Here is a 17,529-nt window from a genome sequence, read left to right on the forward strand (position 1 = left end):
AAAAATAGTATTTTATATCTTTTTAAATAATCTGATAGAGACTGACTATAATAAGGCATTAAAAATACTATTAACTTTGTAGCTAATTCTACATTTTGAAAACTATTTCAAAATTAGACGTAAATTTTCTAATAAACACCTATCCAATTTCTAAAGATCTAATTTTTAGATGATTTAGATAAAATAATTCAATCCTAATGAAAAACTTGAACTTTACTAGTAAATTTTTTTTTTCAATATGTATATTTTTTGTAGCAATACACTTTTCATTTGCCCAAAATGACTCTACTAATTTAGAAATTGTAATCACAGAAGATAATTATGAACAAGATTCTAGTATAAATGTCGGTGATTCGAATAAGGCTATTGTTATTGTAGATTCCACTGTTTCACCAACAGACTCTACACGTAAGCTCATTCGTCCTACCAAAAGTTTGGCACAGCTTGAAGGTGAATACGCACCTTATGCCATAACTGCTGCAAATGTAGGTAATTTTGAACCTGAAGAGCTAGAAGCTCGTTTTTTGGCTCTCAAGGAAGTTCGTAGCCATTTGCGTTTGAATATTCGTTGGAGGTCGGCTTATGGAGCAACAGAGGAAGACTTACAAGGTGAAAATAATTTGATGAATAAACTGCGAATAGCAATGGCTTTTGCAGAAATAAATGCAAAAGAAGAACGCAAACGACGTGCTGATTTGGCTATTAAAGATTTATTGAATACCGACCCAGAACAAATGTATGATAAAGAAACACTAAAATTTAATAATCCAGAATTAATAAATATTTTAAAGGAGAATATTTTTTATAGTTCAAAGTTTGCTGATTTTAATTCAGTAGCACTTGGAACAGTGCTTCCCAACTGTCAGCAATTTGGTTTTCATCCACACACACGAGCAACAGGCTATCGTTTAGGTATTGGTGACCATACTGATAAATATAATTTACTTATTTTAAGGTTGCATACAGGAGAGATAAAAGCCTTTTTATGGGATGATGTATATGCAAAAATTGTTGATGTGATGTAGATTAAATTGAGGGAAATATCTTTTTTTAAATAATTACGAATTATCTGGAAGTTATTGTTTTATATGTGAACTTGGAATTGAAAATAGCCTTTTTGTTTGTTCTACAAATGAATTTATATTACTCATTATCAGTACACCTCAAAGATGTCGGATAATTTGTGTTTTGACTGTACTGACAGCTTTGAGGTGTCTGACAGAATTCACGTTGCTTAATAAGTAGTGGATTGTTTTAATTTCTAACAAACAAGGAAGCCTTTTTTCATAAGAAAAAAGGCTTCCTTGTTTAATAATTTTTGAGTGAATCAAATGGTAATTTTAGATTCTATATGGGATAATCGCCCAAAATAGCAACCCCTATCATTAAAAGAACTAATACTACTGCCATTATTGACATCGCATTTTTGTAATCAAATTTCTTTTTTAGAATAAATGCAAAAGAGGTAATCATTCCGATTGTAGCTCCCAAAAGTCCACCACCAACAGCAAAAAAGATAATTCTACGTCCTAATTCTACTTCTGGATTTCCGATGATTGAATGAAGAATAGCTACTTCTACGCCAATGGCTAGAAAAAAAACAGCTAAACTTGTAAGCATTACACGCATAATAAATGCAGGTGCAACTTCATTACGAGGTTTTACTTCATTGGCTGGTATATTTTTTAATTTTGCTTGTGCTTCTTGTATTGATTCTTGGTAAGTTTCCATAAAAATAATGTTTTTAGTTAAAAAAATAGATTTAATATTGTTTTATTGTAATCTACTTATATAACATAAAAGTATTAAAATTGTTTAGGTTATTTGACTTTATTTACTCAGAGTATCTTTTTATTATTTTTTAGATAGATTATAATTGTGTATTTAATTTTGGTTTTATTTTATGGTATCTTTGTGAAAAAAGGGTTTTAACAGAACTTTAAGGCTTCTTTATTGTTCTAAACTCAACTAGAATCAATAACCAGTTTAATCAATAATAGACTAAAACTTTAGACTAAATCATTATGGCAGTAATCACAGATAACAATCGTGCGCCTCACGTACACATATATGTAGAAGAAAATCCAAATCCAAATTCAATGAAGTTTGTGATGAGCTTTATGCTTATGGCAGATGGAATTGTGAAGGATTATGCAAGCAAAGAAGATACCCATGATTCTCCTTTAGCTGCTGCTCTTTTCAATGAATTTGATTTTGTAGAGCGTGTATTTTTGAGTAAAAATTTCATTACAGTTACCAAAACAGAAAATGTAGAATGGGTAGAAATCAATTCTATTATTCGTAATTATTTGAAAGATTATTTTGAGGCACAAAAACCTGTTTTTTCAGAAAACTTGCCCGACTCAAAAGTAGAACTCAACGACGACCCAACGATTGCAAGAATAAAAGATATTTTAGACCAATATATTCGTCCTGCTGTTGAAATGGATGGAGGAGCAATTTCTTTTTCTCAATTTGATAAAGAAACAGGAAAACTGAGCGTTCTTCTTCAAGGTTCTTGTAGTGGTTGCCCTTCTTCTTCAATTACATTAAAGGCTGGAATTGAAAATCTTTTCAAAAATATGATGCCTGAAGTAAAAGAAGTAGTTGCTGAAAATGGCTAATTTTAGTAATCAGTAAGTAGTAATCAGTTACCAGTTTTGAATGAAGTTAGAATAAATACATAACTATAAAAAAGTAATTGCATTTGTCTTTATTCATCATAAAATCATTTACAGTCTTACTTTAAAAAATGAACTCACACATTTCCCAAATTTACCCTATCCATTGCTCGTGTCCTCATGAGCGATAAAAACCAATAATAAAACAACTAACACTTTATGGCTAAATCACTTCCAGAAAAAGAAAAACTACATATTTTCAATACTGAATTTATGCCTCATGCAGATGCCATGTACAACTTTGCTTACAAACTTACCTTTGATGAAGACGATGCCAAAGATTTGGTACAAGATGCTTACATGAAAGCGTATCGTTTTGCAGGCTCGTATGAAGTGGGTACAAATGCAAAGGCGTGGCTTTTCCGTATTTTGAAAAACAGTTTTATCAATAATTACAGGAAAAAGACAAAAGAACCTTCAAAAGTAGATTACCAAGACGTAGAAAATTATTACAATTCGGCTTCAGTAGAAACGGCTGAAATGAATCATACCGTAGATTTGCGTACCTCAACGATGCAAAACAAAATTGGTGATGAGGTTACAGGAGCTTTAAATTCTTTGCCTGTTGATTTTCGTACTGTAATTATTCTTTGCGATTTGGAAGGATTTACGTATGAAGAAATGGCTGTTATTTTGGATATTCCTATCGGAACAGTTCGTTCTCGTTTGCATAGAGCGAGAGGCGTTTTGAAGGAAAAACTCATTGAATATGCCAAACAATTTGGTTTTGATGTGGATTAAATAAGTAAACAATCAGAACCTAACTTAAATTAACCCTTTACCAATAAAAACATTTAAAAATACCTTGACAACTTTAGAAAAATTACAAAAATTTAGCAATAAGCACCAAGAACTTGCCAATACAATCACACACGGATTAGGCATTGTTTTGAGTATTGTTGCTCTTACGCTGCTTGTTATTTGGGCAAGTGAAGCACAAGATATGTGGAAAATAATCAGCTTTTCTATTTTTGGGACTACACTTGTTTTACTTTATACAGCCTCTACGCTTTATCATGGAGCAAGAACAGCTAAACTAAAAAAGTTTTTTGAAAAAATAGACCACATGGCAATCTATCTTTTGATTGCAGGTTCTTATACTCCTTTTACACTTGTTACTTTGCGTGGTGCTTGGGGCTGGACGCTTTTTGGTATAATATGGGGAATTGCTCTTTTAGGAATTATTTATAAAATGTTCTTTTTAGGGAGATGGAAACGCTTTTCTGTTATTCTTTATGTTTCTATGGGATGGATGGCAGTAGTGGCAGTACAACCTTTCTTCGAAAATCTGCATACAGGAGGACTTGTGTTACTTGGAATTGGAGGACTTTCGTACTCGCTAGGAGTTGTGTTTTTTGTTTGGGAAAGACTTCCATTTAATCATGCAATTTGGCATTTATTTGTTTTGGGAGGAAGTGCTTGTCATTTTCTTGCCGTTGGATTGTATGTATAAAAATTGAACCAAAATAATCAAAACAGAATCCGAAAATTACAACAGTAGTTTTCGGATTTTTTTCTTTATAAACTTCTGACATTTTGGAAAGTGTCAGCTACGGTAAATACTATTTTGTGATTCCTTCGTTTTTAAGTAAATTGAATATCAAATAAATACAATTCAATAATTTATTCTTTCAAATTGTAATGAAAAAGCTATTCCATCCTCTTATTCCTTTGTTTGTCTTGCTTTTGTTAGCAGGAAAATACAGCTATGATACTTTTTTCTCTGAGAAATATGATGAAAAAACACTTGACCTTTTAGCTGCAACAGCAGGAGGAGGAGAAAATGTTTCTAGTGGTTATTTATATTTAGAAGAGAAGATTGAGCGAAGTGCTAAAAATCAAATTGCAGAACAGGGAAATCCTAAAAAGCTATTAACTATTTTTCCAAAATTAGATAGTTTGGAAGCAATCTATAAAAAGTACGAACAGCAATTTGATTCGACAAAAGACCTAAAAACCCTTTATGAGCAGCGAAATAAAAATCTTACAGAAAATGATTTTAATAAATTCGCCAATCAAAATTATTCCATTCAAAACCTAAACTTACAAACTCTTTTTACAAATTATTTGACGGAAATAAAACAGTTTGATAGCTTTCTATCAGATAAATACAAAGACTATGTTTTTGAAGAAAACCAAACAGATAAGGAATTAGAAAACAAATATCTAAAAGGAAGAAAAATAGAAGTTTTGATTCATTTAGCTCGTTTTAAGGCAGAATTAGCGCAGATTTATGTACAAGCTGTTGATACCTTGGTAGAAGAATATGTTTATTTTCCAGAAACTGACAAATATGAAAATGCTATATTTCGTCCTATCATAGAAAAAACGTCTTATTCAGATTGTCAAGATTGCTATGAAATTGAAGTACAGGAAATCCTGCCTTTAATTGTATATAGAGATACAACAGAATTGCGAAATCAAATCGAAACCAATGTAAATTATTATTTTGATAAAAAGGGATTTTTAGTAATTGATGAAAAGAATTTTAACATCAAAAATCTAAAACTAAAATGGAAACTTTACAAACATGAAAATAGTATTATGAAAGAAACATATTTAGAATATGGAAAGGAGGATTTACAATATGAAAAATAAAACTATTCTTTATTTTACTTCTGCATTGCTTTGGCTTGGAGTAGCTTTTTTCTCATTTTCTATTTATCAAAGTTCATATGAGCAAGAAATAGAAACGATTGTAGAATCTTCTACTAAAATAGATGGTTTGCATCAAGAATATTATGACTTAGAATATACTTGGTGGGAGAGAACTAAATTGTTAGCAATTTTTTCAATAGATAGTAGAAATATAAAAACACCAGACTAAACGCACTATAAAATTAATAAAAAAGAGTTAATTTTCGTTCTCACTTTTAATTTTTTCTCTTTTATGGTCAGTTTAAGCTCTTATTTATCAGAAGTTCCTGATTTTCGTAGGCAAAATAAAAATTACTTGCACAATTTGCAGGATATTTTGCTTTTAAGTGTATGTGCTATTTTTCATGGTGCAGATGGTTATGAAGAAATAGCCGATTTTGGTATTGAGAAAAAGGAATTTTTACAAAATTTTCTACGTTTGCCTAACGGAATTCCTTCCCATGATACTATACGTAGAGTTTTTTTACACTTAGATAGTGCTTTTTTTAATAGTTGTTTTATGGATTGGATTTCAGCTTGCATTAAAGATTTAGGTTTACCTTATCAGCAAATTAGTGTGGATGGAAAAGCTCTTCGGGGTAGTAAAACGGGGATTTATTTAGTTAGTGCTGTTGCTAGTGAACTAGGTTTGAGTTTAGGACAGGTTCAAGTAGAAGAAAAAAGTAATGAAATTACGGCTATTCCAGCTCTTTTAGGAATGCTTTATTTGAAAGGATATGTTGTTTCTTTAGATGCTATGGGAACACAACAAGCGATTGCTCAACAGATTATAGAGAAAGAAGGAGATTATTTTTTAGCCCTAAAAGGAAACCAAAAACATCTTTTAGAGCAAACAGAGCTTACTTTTAAAGTAGAAAAGGCTGATGATATATTTGAGACACAAGATTGGTCAGCAAGTGCTAATCAAGTAGTAGAATATAAAGTAGAGGTAAGTTCAAACTGTAAATGGATAGAAAATCTAGCTAATTGGTTAGGTTTAGTAACTTTAATAAAATTAACTACAAATAGCTCATTACGAGGAGAACATATACGCTATTATATCTCAAGTATTAAAAATTTGAGTGCAAAACAAGCCTATAAATTAGCTAGAGGGCATTGGGCAATAGAAAATAAATTACATTGGCAACTAGACGTTATTTTAAAAGAAGACGAAAAAAGAAACCGAAAAGACAATTCAGTTCATAATTTAGCACTAGTCAGAAAAATAATACTAAATGCTGCTAAAATGTATGAAACTAAACTTAGCACTAAAAAAATGATGAATAAAATTAATTGGAATACAAGCTATGCTGAACAACTTTTTACCAAAATGTTCATTTAATAGTGCGTTTAGTCTGATAAAAACACTTGATGATTTAGAAAAGTCAAGAGAAAATATTGGAGTATTTGAGAGTTATGACATACTTAAATTTTCGGATATTGAACTAAAACTTCCAGTGTTAGATACGAATGGAAGAAAAGAATTTGTTAAAGATTTGATTTCTTATGAAGAAACTTATTTGGAGTCTGAATTAACTAGAAAGTTATATAAAAATAGTCTTCTACAAGTATTTAGAAATGAATGGAAGTGGATGCGAAACTATGAAATCTATCCAGAATGTTATTGGGGAGGAGCTAAATTAAACTTAAAAATATTTTCAAATAAAAAAGTAGGTTTGAGTATGAATGATTTTGCTCCTTACAAAGTTGGTTACTTTGCTTTTCCTAAAAAAATGGAAAGTAATATCTTTACTGGAACTAATAAGAGTTTTGAATTCGAAATGACTACCAAATTATTAGGCAGAAACCCAAAAACGATAACCAAAAAATACAGAACATTACCCAAAGAAGGGCAAAAATTAAAGCCTTTTGATTACGAAGAAATAAAATGAAAAATAATAGTAATTCTTTCAAATTTTATTTTACCTCTGCTTTTTTGTGGCTTGGAGTAGCTTTTTTTGCGTACTTTATTTATCAAAATTCAGATGAGCAAGAAATAAAAACGATTGTAGAATCTTCTACCAAAATAGATGATTTGCATCAAGAATTTTATGATTTAGAATATACTTGGTGGGAGAGAAATAAATTAGCAAGATTTGTTTCTATAAATAAGAGAGATGTAGAAACAGTCCATAATTTAGAAAACTCAAAACAAGCTATTAAAACATTTAAAAAGTCTGATAAAATTACTTTTTTAGAAATTGAAAAACAACTTCCTGTTTTGGGTGAAGGTGCATATTATAATGGAAGAAGTTATGAGTATTGGATAGATGGCTTTGTTGAAAATGAAAAGTTTTATTTAGCTTTTGAATCAATAAATAAGTTATATAAAAATATTCTTTTTCAAATTATAAGAGAGGAATGGAATAGAGAAAGAGATTATAAAATTTATGAGGGTTGTATATTGTTTGTTGATTCTGAGGTTAGATTAAATAAGTTTGAAAATCATAAAATAGCTCTGTATATTAATAGTGTTTTTAATAATTACACAATAGGATATTTTAGTTTTCCTAAAAACGCACAACATGGTGTTTTTAATGAAAATAATAAAGCTTTTGAATTTGAAATGACCACTAAAATACTAGGCAGAAACCCAAAAACGATAACCAAAAAATACAGAACATTACCCAAAGAAGGACAAAAATTAAAGCCTTTTGATTACGAAGAAATAAAATGAAAAATAATAGTAATTCTTTCAAATTTTATTTTACCTCTGCTTTTTTGTGGCTTGGAGTAGCTTTTTTTGCGTACTTTATTTATCAAAATTCAGATGAGCAAGAAATAGAAATGATTGTAGAATCTTCTACTAAAATAGATGATTTGCATCAAGATTTTTATGACTTATCTAATAAATGGTGGGAACGAACGGAATTAGCAAACCTACTTTATTTCTTTGAAAGAGATTTAGAGTCATTAGCTTATATAGAAAGTTTGCATGAAGGTTTAGATAAATTTAGTAACTCTGAAAATCTAACTTTTTTAGATATGATTACATGTTTTACAGAAGTAGATTCGATTTTTGAAAAAATGCACCCTCTACAAAATACAAAAATAGTTGCGAATAAAGAGTTATATGTTAAGTCAGAACTAAGTAGAAAATTATATAATAAAATTTTCCTTCAAATTTTTAGAAACGGAATACAAAGGGAGTCACATAGATTTGGGACACAATGTGGGACTTATCCTAAAACAGAATTCAAAGTAATTGAAGGAAATAAATTCGGAATCTGTTTTGATATTTTTGATAATTACACAATAGGTTATTTTACTTTTCCTAAAAATATTGAGAGAGGAATATTTACAAATGCTAATAAAGCTTTTGAATTTGAAATGACTGTCAAAACCTTAGGTAGAAACCCAAAAACAATAATTAAAAAATACAGAACATTACCAAAGGAAGGACAAGAATTAAAGCCTTTTGATTACGAAGAAATAGAATGAAAAATAATAGTACTTCTTTCAAACTTTATTTTATCTCTGCTTTTTTGTGGCTTGGAGTAGCTTTTTTTGCGTACTTTATTTTTGATGTGAATAAAAGAGAATTAGACAATACAGAGCAGAATATCATAGAATCAGCTCAAAAATTAGAAAAAAAACATCAAAATTTGTTTGCTATCAATGAAAAATGGTGGGAGAGAAAAAGCGCAAGAGATATTTCTTTTGCTACTACAAACCCAAGGGATAGAGAAATAATAAAATTTTTGAAAAATTCTAATTATGTTATTAGTTTTTATAAAAATTCTAATAAAGTTATTTTAAACGATATTAAAGATTCATTTTCTAATGATATCTTGTTTCTGAATAAGTTCTTTACAGAACAAATTAATCAACTTATTTCTAATGAAGAATTATATTTAAAATCTAATTTTACAAGTACTTTGTATAAAAATGCTTTGCTCCAGAAGTTTAGAAAAGAAAGAATTAGTGTAAGAGTAAGATTTTTTGAATCATGTGGATTTGATAAACTATTTTCTAAATTGACTATTATAGATGAAAACAGAATTGGAATACAAGGCGATAAGAGTAGATTTGCTCTCAAAAATGTTGTCTATAAAAAATATCCCTTCACAATTTCTCAAATGGATAAAAAAGATTTTGAGTTCGAAATCTCAATAAAAAGACTAGGTAGAAATCAAACAAAAATTACAAAAAAATACAGAACATTACCAAAAGAAGGACAAGAATTAAAGCCTTTTGATTATGAAGAAATAGAATAATGAAAGGATAAGCAAAGAATAATTTTTAATTCGTGCAAAAAATGAATACATTTAACCTACCAAAATAATCTATATTTATTCTTTGCCTAAGATAATAGTTTTATTAAAGCAAATAGCTTTAGATTGTAATTTTAATATCTAACAGATTATAATCATAATTAACTGTGTTGTCTTTCAGTTCGTAATTTTTAATTAGCTTCGCTGATTATTTCATAATTCATAATTGTTTCTTATCTATGAAATCAGTTTCTACTTTTATTACTTTTTGTGTCTTGACAGCCGTTTTGATTATTTCGGCTGTTCAAATTATTCCTGTTCAACCCCAAAATACAGAGGTAAATTTTTCGGCTGATAGAGCTTTTACCTACGTTCAAAAAATAGCCAAAATTCCTCACCCCACAGGCTCGGCAGCACACGACAGCGTTCGTAATTACATTGTTTCACAGGCTAGAGCAATGGGTTATCAAGTTGAAGTTCAGGCGACAAGTTTTGTAAATGATGGAAAAGTACCTCAAATTTCTTTCTTAGAAAATATTTTGGTGCGAGTAAAAGGTAAAAACTCTATTGAGCAAATAGAAAATACTGTTTTATCAGATTCTATATTATTAGATTCCACGACAGTAGATTCTACCATCAATTTAGTCGATGTCGCAACGCCAAAAAACACGATTCTGATAGCCTGTCATTACGATTCACGCAGCAATGCAGCAGGAGCAGCCGATGATGGAGCAGCCGTAGGAGCAATTTTGGAAATAATGGATATGCTCAAAACACAAGTAAATAACTCTCCTTTCGAAAATGATATTATTTTTCTCTTTTCTGATGGCGAAGAAATAGACCTTTTGGGAGCGCAGGCATTTATGGAACAACACCCTTGGGCAAAAGAAATTGGTGTTGCTTTTAATTTTGAAGCACGAGGAGCAGGAGGAATGTCAATCCTTTTCGAAACCTCTGATAAAAATCAAAATCTTCTTCATCATACACAAACAGCTTTCAAAAAAGCGAATAAAACAGGTAAATTGCGAGCTTTCGGTACTTCCTTTGCAAATATTGTCTATCAAAATATGCCAAACGGAACAGATGCTGCTGTTTTTGGAGAAAATAATATCCCATTTCTAAACTTTGCTTTTATAGGCAAACATACACATTATCACACACCATTAGACACACCAGAAAACTTAGATAAACGTTCGCTTCAACAACATGGCGATTATATGCTTGCTCTGATTCGTTATTTTGGTGACTTAAAAAACCTCAAAACCGAAATTACTTCTGAGGAAAATGTTACTTTTTTGGGAGTTCCTTTGGGGGAGAGCTTTGGAGAAATTATAGCTATAGATATTAATGATGAACATTTGGAATGGACAATTTATGGAATGCTTATCTTTTTTGTATTATTATTTTTGTCTGGTTTGCGTTATTGGTCTTGGAAACTGGTTGCAGGTAGTTTGTTTGGATATTTGATTATTGTTATTGCTATTGGAGGGCTTGCAACTCTTCTTTGGAAAGGAATTTTGATGACACATTCAGCTTATACTTGGATGCCTTATAACACCACTTATTTTGCTTTTTGGTATCAAATAGCATTTGCACTTATTTTTGTAGGTATTTCTTTGCTTGCATATTCTATATTTTTTAGAAGTAAAAAACCTGCTTCGGTTCTGTTGGGTGTTTTGCCTTTTTGGATTGGATTGAGTGCTTTGACTGTTTTTAGTCAAGATTGGATAGGAATGGATTTGCGTCCTGCTGCCTATCTTTTTGTTATTCCTACTTTATCGATGCTTGTTGCTTGGCTTTATTTATTGCTTCGTAATAATGCGAGTTACCTCAATCCATTTGATGCAATTTTCTTATTGCTTCTTTCTGTTCCTACTATTTATATTTTCTACCCTGTTTTGGCTATCGTTCCAGAAGCTCTTGAAGCTGTAAATGTAGGAGGTTTTGTTTTGTATGGGTTTACTTTAATGGCTCTTTTGATTGCTCTTTTGGGAGGTCTTTTAGTTCCTGTGATGCAACTTCTAACTCAAAGTTGGCGTTGGTCACTTTCGTTGTTTTTTATGTTGGTAGGAATAGGAATTTTATTTTGGGGAGCTTTAGAAGCTAATTTTACAAAAGAAAAACCAAAACCGAATAGTATTTTTTATCTGTATAATCTTGATGAAAATAAACAAACTTGGATTTCTTATGATGAAGAAACAGATGAGTTTACAAACCAGTTTTTGAGTGATTCGGCTGTCTTTGATTCTATTCCAAAAGGAATTTACCCAAGAAGAACAAAAAATCTAAGTGGAAATTGGAATTTCTTGCAGGAAAGTAAAACAATAGAGCTAGATTCTTCATTCAATTTTGAAGCTCCTTTGCTTTCTTTAGTTTTTGATTCAATGATAAATGATACTACTTATCGCTATCAGTTTTCTATCAAACCAGCTCGTCAAGGTGAATGGATACAGGTTCATAGTTCTGTTTTGGAAGCCATTTGGAGTGATACCATCAGAATTCCCTTAGTTGATGCTGATAAATATTTTAAAACAATAAGTATTTGGGCATTGCCTGATTCGGGTGCTGTCATAGATGTCGAAACCTCACAACCAAATCCAGAAATTTGGGTAAGTGAACTTAAATATGGATTGCAAGAAGTAAATAAACTTATTACAAAACAACGAGAAAAGACCATGATGGCTGCACCTTATCCATATAGCGAAAGTGTTATTATTCAGAAAAAATATTCTTTTATTGAAGAGGAAAATTAAAAAGTAGAAAATAAAAATATTTTCTCTAACAAAGTATAGCCTTACATAACCGTAAGGCTATTTTTTAAAAAAAAGGGGTTAAATTCTTATTGAAAAAAAGGGCTAAAATTAAATACTTTTAATATCTTAGATAAAATTGCTACAAAAAAATGTTAGGTTAATGATGGGTTGAATAAAAAAAGGATTCTTACTTTAAGTTGAACCATCTATTTTATCCATCATTATTTTTAATTTAAAATAATCATTTATTACACTCTTACTTTTACAACTTTTATGAAAAAGAATTATTTCATAGGGCTACTGCTATTATTTTTTACACTAATAGCAGAAGTTACACAAGCTCAAGTAGAACCTTGTGCCACAAATACTATTCATCAACAGAATTTAGCAGACCCTGATTATAGGGCTACCTTTGAAAGGATACAAGCTGATTTACAAGTACACATAGCTGAAAAAATGGCAAATTCAGCTTCACAGAGAGAAAATGCTACAGTTTATCAAATTCCTCTTGTAGTACATGTTATTCATACAGGAGGTGCAGTAGGTACTATCTATAATCCTACTGATACAAGGATTAATGAAATGCTTACTAAAATCAATAGCGATTTTAGAAATGGGGGAGGTGCTGGATCAGATGTAGAAATTGAATTTATTTATGCAAAACGAGATCCTAGTTGTAATGCCAGTACAGGTATTAATAGAGTTAATGGTTCTGGACTGACCAATTACACGGCAGGAGGAATAGGTACAGGAGGTGCAACAGATGCAACGGTAAAAGCATTGAGTATTTGGCCTAACACAGATTATTATAATATTTGGATTGTCAATAAAATTGATGGCAATGACGGAACTTCAGGGTCTTTCACGGCAGGGTATGCTTTTTTTCCAGGCGCAAGTCCTGCAGTAGATGGTACTGTAATTTTGGCAACTCAAGTAAACGGAACAAGCGCAACGATGACACACGAACTCGGTCATGCTTTTGCACTACAACATACTTTTCATAAAGCAGAAACAGGAAATGATAGTGCAAATGCTACTGACTGTCCTGCCAATACTGATTGTGCTACTCAAGGAGATTTAATTTGTGATACCGACCCTCATGCATATATGTTAGGTACTTGTGCTACTACTAACTGTGGTGGAGTTAGTGCAGCGACATTAGCTAATTATATGTCTTATTGTAATGCACAAGATAGATTTTCTCCAAATCAAGTAACACGAATGCGTACAGCTTTGGAAACACAACGAGGAGGGCTGATTTCTTCTTTGGGTGCAACAGCTCTTTCAGGGACACTTCCTCCACTAGCTTGTACACCTACTGCGACTGGTACTTTTAGTGGTTTTGGGATTACACGATTTAATATGAATACGCTTAATCTTACCTCTGGACGTTCTGACTCAGAAGGAAACTATGTAAACCGTGTATGTACACAAGGAACAACTGTAAATGCAGGTACAACTCATCCCTTGAAAATAGAAACATCTGTCAATTCACATAACGTGAAGGTATATATAGATTATAATAAAGACGGAGATTTCTTAGATGCAGGAGAAGAGGTAGCCACAGGTACATCTACAAATGTTGCAGGAACTTTTACTTATACAACTAACTATACAGCTCCTGCTGCTGGTACTGCTGGAGTTATATTTAATGAGGCGTTACGTTTGCGTGTAGTCTCTTCGTTTGTTGGGGATGGAACGGCTACTTCTTGTGCTGTATTTAGAGGGCAAGCAGAAGATTATTCTATTACCATTCAATCAGCAGCAGTCCCAACAATTACTTTGGGTACATTAGGTACAAGTTTCTGTTCAGGATCTACTATTAGTGTTCCTTTTACAACAACAGGAACATTTGTTGGAGGAAATACTTTTACAGCAGAATTATCAGATGCAACTGGAAATTTTGGCACAATCACAGCTACACAAACTGGTACAAGTCCGATTTCATTAACTGCACCAACGACAGCAGGTACAGGCTATAAAGTACGAGTTAGAGCTTCTAATCCAGCTACAACAAGTAACCTTTCTGCTGATATTACAGTAAATGCTTTACCAAATAATATTACCATAGTAGCCAATCCTACAAGTGTTACAAGTGGAAATGGTAGTACTATTGAAGTTCCTACATCTCAAATAGGTGTAAATTATCAGTTACAAAATACAGCAGGTAATGTTAATGTAGGAGCAGTCGTAGCAGGAACTGGAGGAACAATAAGCCTTCCAACAGGAAACCTTACAGTAAGTACAAGTTTTAGAGTAGTTGCTACTCATGCAACCACTACTTGTACTCGTACATTGAATACGGTAACAGTTACCGTTACAGGAGCAGCCCCAACGATTACTTTGGGTACATTAGGTACAAGTTTCTGTTCAGGATCTACTATTAGTGTTCCTTTTACAACAACAGGAACATTTGTTGGAGGAAATACTTTTACAGCAGAATTATCAGATGCAGCAGGAAATTTTGGAACAATCACAGCTACACAAACTGGTACAAGTCCGATTTCATTAACTGCACCAACGACAGCAGGTACAGGCTATAAAGTACGAGTTAGAGCTTCTAATCCAGCTACAACAAGTAACCTTTCTGCTGATATTACAGTAAATGCTTTACCAAATAATATTACCATAGTAGCCAATCCTACAAGTGTTACAAGTGGAAATGGTAGTACTATTGAAGTTCCTACATCTCAAATAGGTGTAAATTATCAGTTACAAAATACAGCAGGTAATGTTAATGTAGGAGCAGTCGTAGCAGGAACTGGAGGAACAATAAGCCTTCCAACAGGAAACCTTACAGTAAGTACAAGTTTTAGAGTAGTTGCTACTCATGCAACCACTACTTGTACTCGTACATTGAATACGGTAACAGTTACCGTTACAGGAGCAGCCCCAACGATTACTTTGGGTACATTAGGTACAAGTTTCTGTTCAGGATCTACTATTAGTGTTCCTTTTACAACAACAGGAACATTTGTTGGAGGAAATACTTTTACAGCAGAATTATCAGATGCAGCAGGAAATTTTGGAACAATCACAGCTACACAAACTGGTACAAGTCCGATTTCATTAACTGCACCAACGACAGCAGGTACAGGCTATAAAGTACGAGTTAGAGCTTCTAATCCAGCTACAACAAGTAACCTTTCTGCTGATATTACAGTAAATGCTTTACCAAATAATATTACCATAGTAGCCAATCCTACAAGTGTTACAAGTGGAAATGGTAGTACTATTGAAGTTCCTACATCTCAAATAGGTGTAAATTATCAGTTACAAAATACAGCAGGTAATGTTAATGTAGGAGCAGTCGTAGCAGGAACTGGAGGAACAATAAGCCTTCCAACAGGAAACCTTACAGTAAGTACAAGTTTTAGAGTAGTTGCTACTCATGCAACCACTACTTGTACTCGTACATTGAATACGGTAACAGTTACTGTTACAGGTACAACTGGTGGAGGTGGTGGAGGCACTACTACAACAGTAGCAAGTCCTACTAACTTTAGAGCAGTAGGAACTTCAACTTCACAGATTGATTTGACTTGGACTGCCGTAAATGGTGCAACAAGTTATATAATTACTTCTGGAAATACACAAGTAGCGACACTCCCAACAGGGACAACTTCTTTTGAGCATACTGGACTTACGGCTGATACTTCATATCCTTATAGTTTGGTTGCAATAAACGGTTCTGTTCGTTCTAATGCTGTACAAGCAACAGGTCGTACATTGCCAAATGCCCCAACTGTTGTTTCTGTTATGGAAAGTTGTGGAGAGGGTAGTGTAAGTATTGTTCTTACTGGAACAGGTTCTACGTATCGTATTTATGATGCAGCAACAGCAGGAACATTAGTAGCTGAAATAAATACTGCTACTTATACAACCCCTATTCTTACACAATCTACGACTTATTTTATTAGTACAGTTAGTAATGGAAATGAAAGCACACGTACACAAGTAGAAGCTGTTGTAGCTACACCAATTATAGCAACAATTACAGAAGGTTCTTCTCTTCGTAGTTGTGGAGCTACTACTACTCTCACAGCTAATGTGGTAGATGGAGCAACTTATACATGGTTAGTTAATGGAATTGTGATTAGTGGAGCAACTGCAAATACATTAGAAGTTACTCGTACCTCATCTTATCAAGTACGAATTACTAGAGGAAGTTGTACTGTTACCTCTTCGTTTACTAGAGTAACACTTAATTATGCACCAACAGCAAATATTTCCCAAGGTATAGCTACTAATTTCTGTGAAAGTGGAACTATTAGTGCAAGTGAAGCAACCAATGCAACTTATGAATGGACTTTGAATGGTGCAGTAGTAGGCTCAGACAGACAACTTTCTGTTTCTAGTTCTGGGTTATATACACTTACAGTTACAGAAGATGGGTGTTCGGCTACTGATGACATCCAAGTAACAATAACTTCTTTACCTTCTGTTTCTGTATCAGCTTCATCTTCGACCTTCTGTGCAGGCGAAAGAGTTACACTTTCAACAGATAATGTAAATAGTGTTCGTTACGATTGGAGTAGAAATGGAAGAGTTATTCGTAGAAATGCAGGAAATACGATTGAAGTAACTTCAGGAGGTGAATATAGTGTTACTATTTCTCAAAACAACTGTACAAGTTCTTCAACATCTATAAGTGTAGAGCGTATTAATGAAGAAATTACTTATTTACGTAGTACTGAAAATACACTTTTTGTAGAACCTAAAAACACTTCAACACAAATTACAAATGTAACTTGGTTCTTAGAAGGAGAAGAAAGTACTACTTTTAGTGGAGAAACGATTACGCCAACCGAAAGTGGAAACTATTATGCAGTAGTTACTTACTCAACAGGTTGTACTTACAAAACTCGTTCTGCTTATTTTAGACTTTTTGTTCCTGTTATTGTTACTGGAGAAGATGAAAAATTAGCTAACGCATTGCGTATTTATCCAAACCCTAGTACTGGAACTTTCAAAATTGAACTGGGCGAAATCCAAGAGCAAATTACTATTACAGTAACAGATGCACTAGGACGTTTTATCAAAACAGAAAAGATTCCACTTGGAGCAAGTTTATATAGCTTGAGCTTGACAGAATATTCTTCAGGAATTTATACTATTAAAATCCAAACAGAAAAAGGAATGGTTATCAAAAAATTGATAATAGAATAATCATTATTTCAAATCTTTTTTATAAAAATCAAAAACGGAAAGCCTTAATTGGCTTTCCGTTTTTTTTATTGAAAA

At 32.3% G+C, this 17,529-nt stretch carries 14 protein-coding genes; 13 read left to right on the forward strand and 1 reads right to left on the reverse strand.

What is annotated here, in order from left to right; all coding sequences use genetic code 11:
- Nucleotides 1-197: 197 nt before the first annotated feature.
- Entirely contained in the window at nt 198-1,025 is an 828-nt protein-coding gene (locus tag ACE193_RS19285) for a hypothetical protein (protein ID WP_375559850.1), read from the forward strand.
- A gap of 322 nt (nt 1,026-1,347) precedes the next feature.
- Here ACE193_RS19285 and ACE193_RS19290 read toward each other — a convergent pair whose 3' ends face one another.
- Entirely contained in the window at nt 1,348-1,731 is a 384-nt protein-coding gene (locus ACE193_RS19290) for a hypothetical protein (protein ID WP_375559851.1), read from the reverse strand.
- Between the two features lie 293 nt (nt 1,732-2,024).
- Between ACE193_RS19290 and ACE193_RS19295 the strand changes: the two genes are divergently transcribed.
- From ACE193_RS19295 to ACE193_RS19350, 12 genes are all read left to right on the forward strand, one after another.
- On the forward strand, nt 2,025-2,624 hold the full coding sequence (locus ACE193_RS19295; protein WP_375559852.1) for a NifU family protein: 600 nt from the start codon (nt 2,025-2,027) through the stop codon (nt 2,622-2,624).
- Between the two features lie 216 nt (nt 2,625-2,840).
- Nucleotides 2,841-3,422, forward strand: a complete 582-nt coding sequence (locus tag ACE193_RS19300) for a sigma-70 family RNA polymerase sigma factor (RefSeq protein WP_338790317.1) — start codon at nt 2,841-2,843, stop codon at nt 3,420-3,422.
- 64 nt (nt 3,423-3,486) lie between these two features.
- Entirely contained in the window at nt 3,487-4,134 is a 648-nt protein-coding gene (locus ACE193_RS19305; protein WP_375559853.1) for a hemolysin III family protein, read from the forward strand.
- A gap of 188 nt (nt 4,135-4,322) precedes the next feature.
- Nucleotides 4,323-5,279 (forward strand): hypothetical protein, encoded by a 957-nt coding sequence (locus tag ACE193_RS19310; RefSeq protein ID WP_375559854.1) that lies wholly within the window; start codon nt 4,323-4,325, stop codon nt 5,277-5,279.
- A complete protein-coding gene (locus ACE193_RS19315) occupies nt 5,269-5,508 on the forward strand; it encodes a hypothetical protein (RefSeq protein WP_375559855.1) in 240 nt (79 codons plus the stop codon). Before ACE193_RS19310 ends, ACE193_RS19315 begins: the two co-directional genes overlap by 11 nt.
- A gap of 63 nt (nt 5,509-5,571) precedes the next feature.
- Entirely contained in the window at nt 5,572-6,660 is a 1,089-nt protein-coding gene (locus ACE193_RS19320; protein WP_375558711.1) for an ISAs1 family transposase, read from the forward strand.
- Nucleotides 6,626-7,210: a hypothetical protein gene (locus ACE193_RS19325; protein WP_375559856.1), complete on the forward strand. Its 585-nt coding sequence runs from the start codon at nt 6,626-6,628 to the stop codon at nt 7,208-7,210. The genes ACE193_RS19320 and ACE193_RS19325 overlap by 35 nt, the downstream gene beginning before the upstream one ends.
- On the forward strand, nt 7,207-7,995 hold the full coding sequence (locus tag ACE193_RS19330) for a hypothetical protein (RefSeq protein WP_375559857.1): 789 nt from the start codon (nt 7,207-7,209) through the stop codon (nt 7,993-7,995). The genes ACE193_RS19325 and ACE193_RS19330 overlap by 4 nt, the downstream gene beginning before the upstream one ends.
- A complete protein-coding gene (locus ACE193_RS19335) occupies nt 7,992-8,759 on the forward strand; it encodes a hypothetical protein (RefSeq protein ID WP_375559858.1) in 768 nt (255 codons plus the stop codon). The genes ACE193_RS19330 and ACE193_RS19335 overlap by 4 nt, the downstream gene beginning before the upstream one ends.
- Complete coding sequence (locus ACE193_RS19340; protein WP_375559859.1) at nt 8,756-9,535, forward strand: hypothetical protein; 780 nt, start codon at nt 8,756-8,758, stop codon at nt 9,533-9,535. Before ACE193_RS19335 ends, ACE193_RS19340 begins: the two co-directional genes overlap by 4 nt.
- Nucleotides 9,536-9,771: 236 nt before the next feature.
- Entirely contained in the window at nt 9,772-12,285 is a 2,514-nt protein-coding gene (locus ACE193_RS19345) for a M28 family peptidase (RefSeq protein WP_375559860.1), read from the forward strand.
- A gap of 273 nt (nt 12,286-12,558) precedes the next feature.
- Nucleotides 12,559-17,454 carry a M43 family zinc metalloprotease gene (locus ACE193_RS19350; protein ID WP_375559861.1) on the forward strand — a complete coding sequence of 1,632 codons (4,896 nt, stop codon included), beginning with the start codon at nt 12,559-12,561 and terminating at the stop codon, nt 17,452-17,454.
- Nucleotides 17,455-17,529: the final 75 nt, after the last annotated feature.

It is taken from the genome of Bernardetia aquimarina (assembly GCF_042180575.1).
Classification (GTDB): Bacteria; Bacteroidota; Bacteroidia; order Cytophagales; family Bernardetiaceae; genus Bernardetia.

Coding starts and splice junctions, on each gene's coding strand:
- ACE193_RS19285 (WP_375559850.1), top strand. CDS start 198: ATGAAAAACTTGAACTTTACTAGTAAATTTTTTTTTTCAATATGTATA.
- ACE193_RS19290 (WP_375559851.1), bottom strand. CDS start 1,731: ATGGAAACTTACCAAGAATCAATACAAGAAGCACAAGCAAAATTAAAA.
- ACE193_RS19295 (WP_375559852.1), top strand. CDS start 2,025: ATGGCAGTAATCACAGATAACAATCGTGCGCCTCACGTACACATATAT.
- ACE193_RS19300 (WP_338790317.1), top strand. CDS start 2,841: ATGGCTAAATCACTTCCAGAAAAAGAAAAACTACATATTTTCAATACT.
- ACE193_RS19310 (WP_375559854.1), top strand. CDS start 4,323: ATGAAAAAGCTATTCCATCCTCTTATTCCTTTGTTTGTCTTGCTTTTG.
- ACE193_RS19315 (WP_375559855.1), top strand. CDS start 5,269: ATGAAAAATAAAACTATTCTTTATTTTACTTCTGCATTGCTTTGGCTT.
- ACE193_RS19320 (WP_375558711.1), top strand. CDS start 5,572: ATGGTCAGTTTAAGCTCTTATTTATCAGAAGTTCCTGATTTTCGTAGG.
- ACE193_RS19325 (WP_375559856.1), top strand. CDS start 6,626: ATGCTGAACAACTTTTTACCAAAATGTTCATTTAATAGTGCGTTTAGT.
- ACE193_RS19330 (WP_375559857.1), top strand. CDS start 7,207: ATGAAAAATAATAGTAATTCTTTCAAATTTTATTTTACCTCTGCTTTT.
- ACE193_RS19335 (WP_375559858.1), top strand. CDS start 7,992: ATGAAAAATAATAGTAATTCTTTCAAATTTTATTTTACCTCTGCTTTT.
- ACE193_RS19340 (WP_375559859.1), top strand. CDS start 8,756: ATGAAAAATAATAGTACTTCTTTCAAACTTTATTTTATCTCTGCTTTT.
- ACE193_RS19345 (WP_375559860.1), top strand. CDS start 9,772: ATGAAATCAGTTTCTACTTTTATTACTTTTTGTGTCTTGACAGCCGTT.
- ACE193_RS19350 (WP_375559861.1), top strand. CDS start 12,559: ATGAAAAAGAATTATTTCATAGGGCTACTGCTATTATTTTTTACACTA.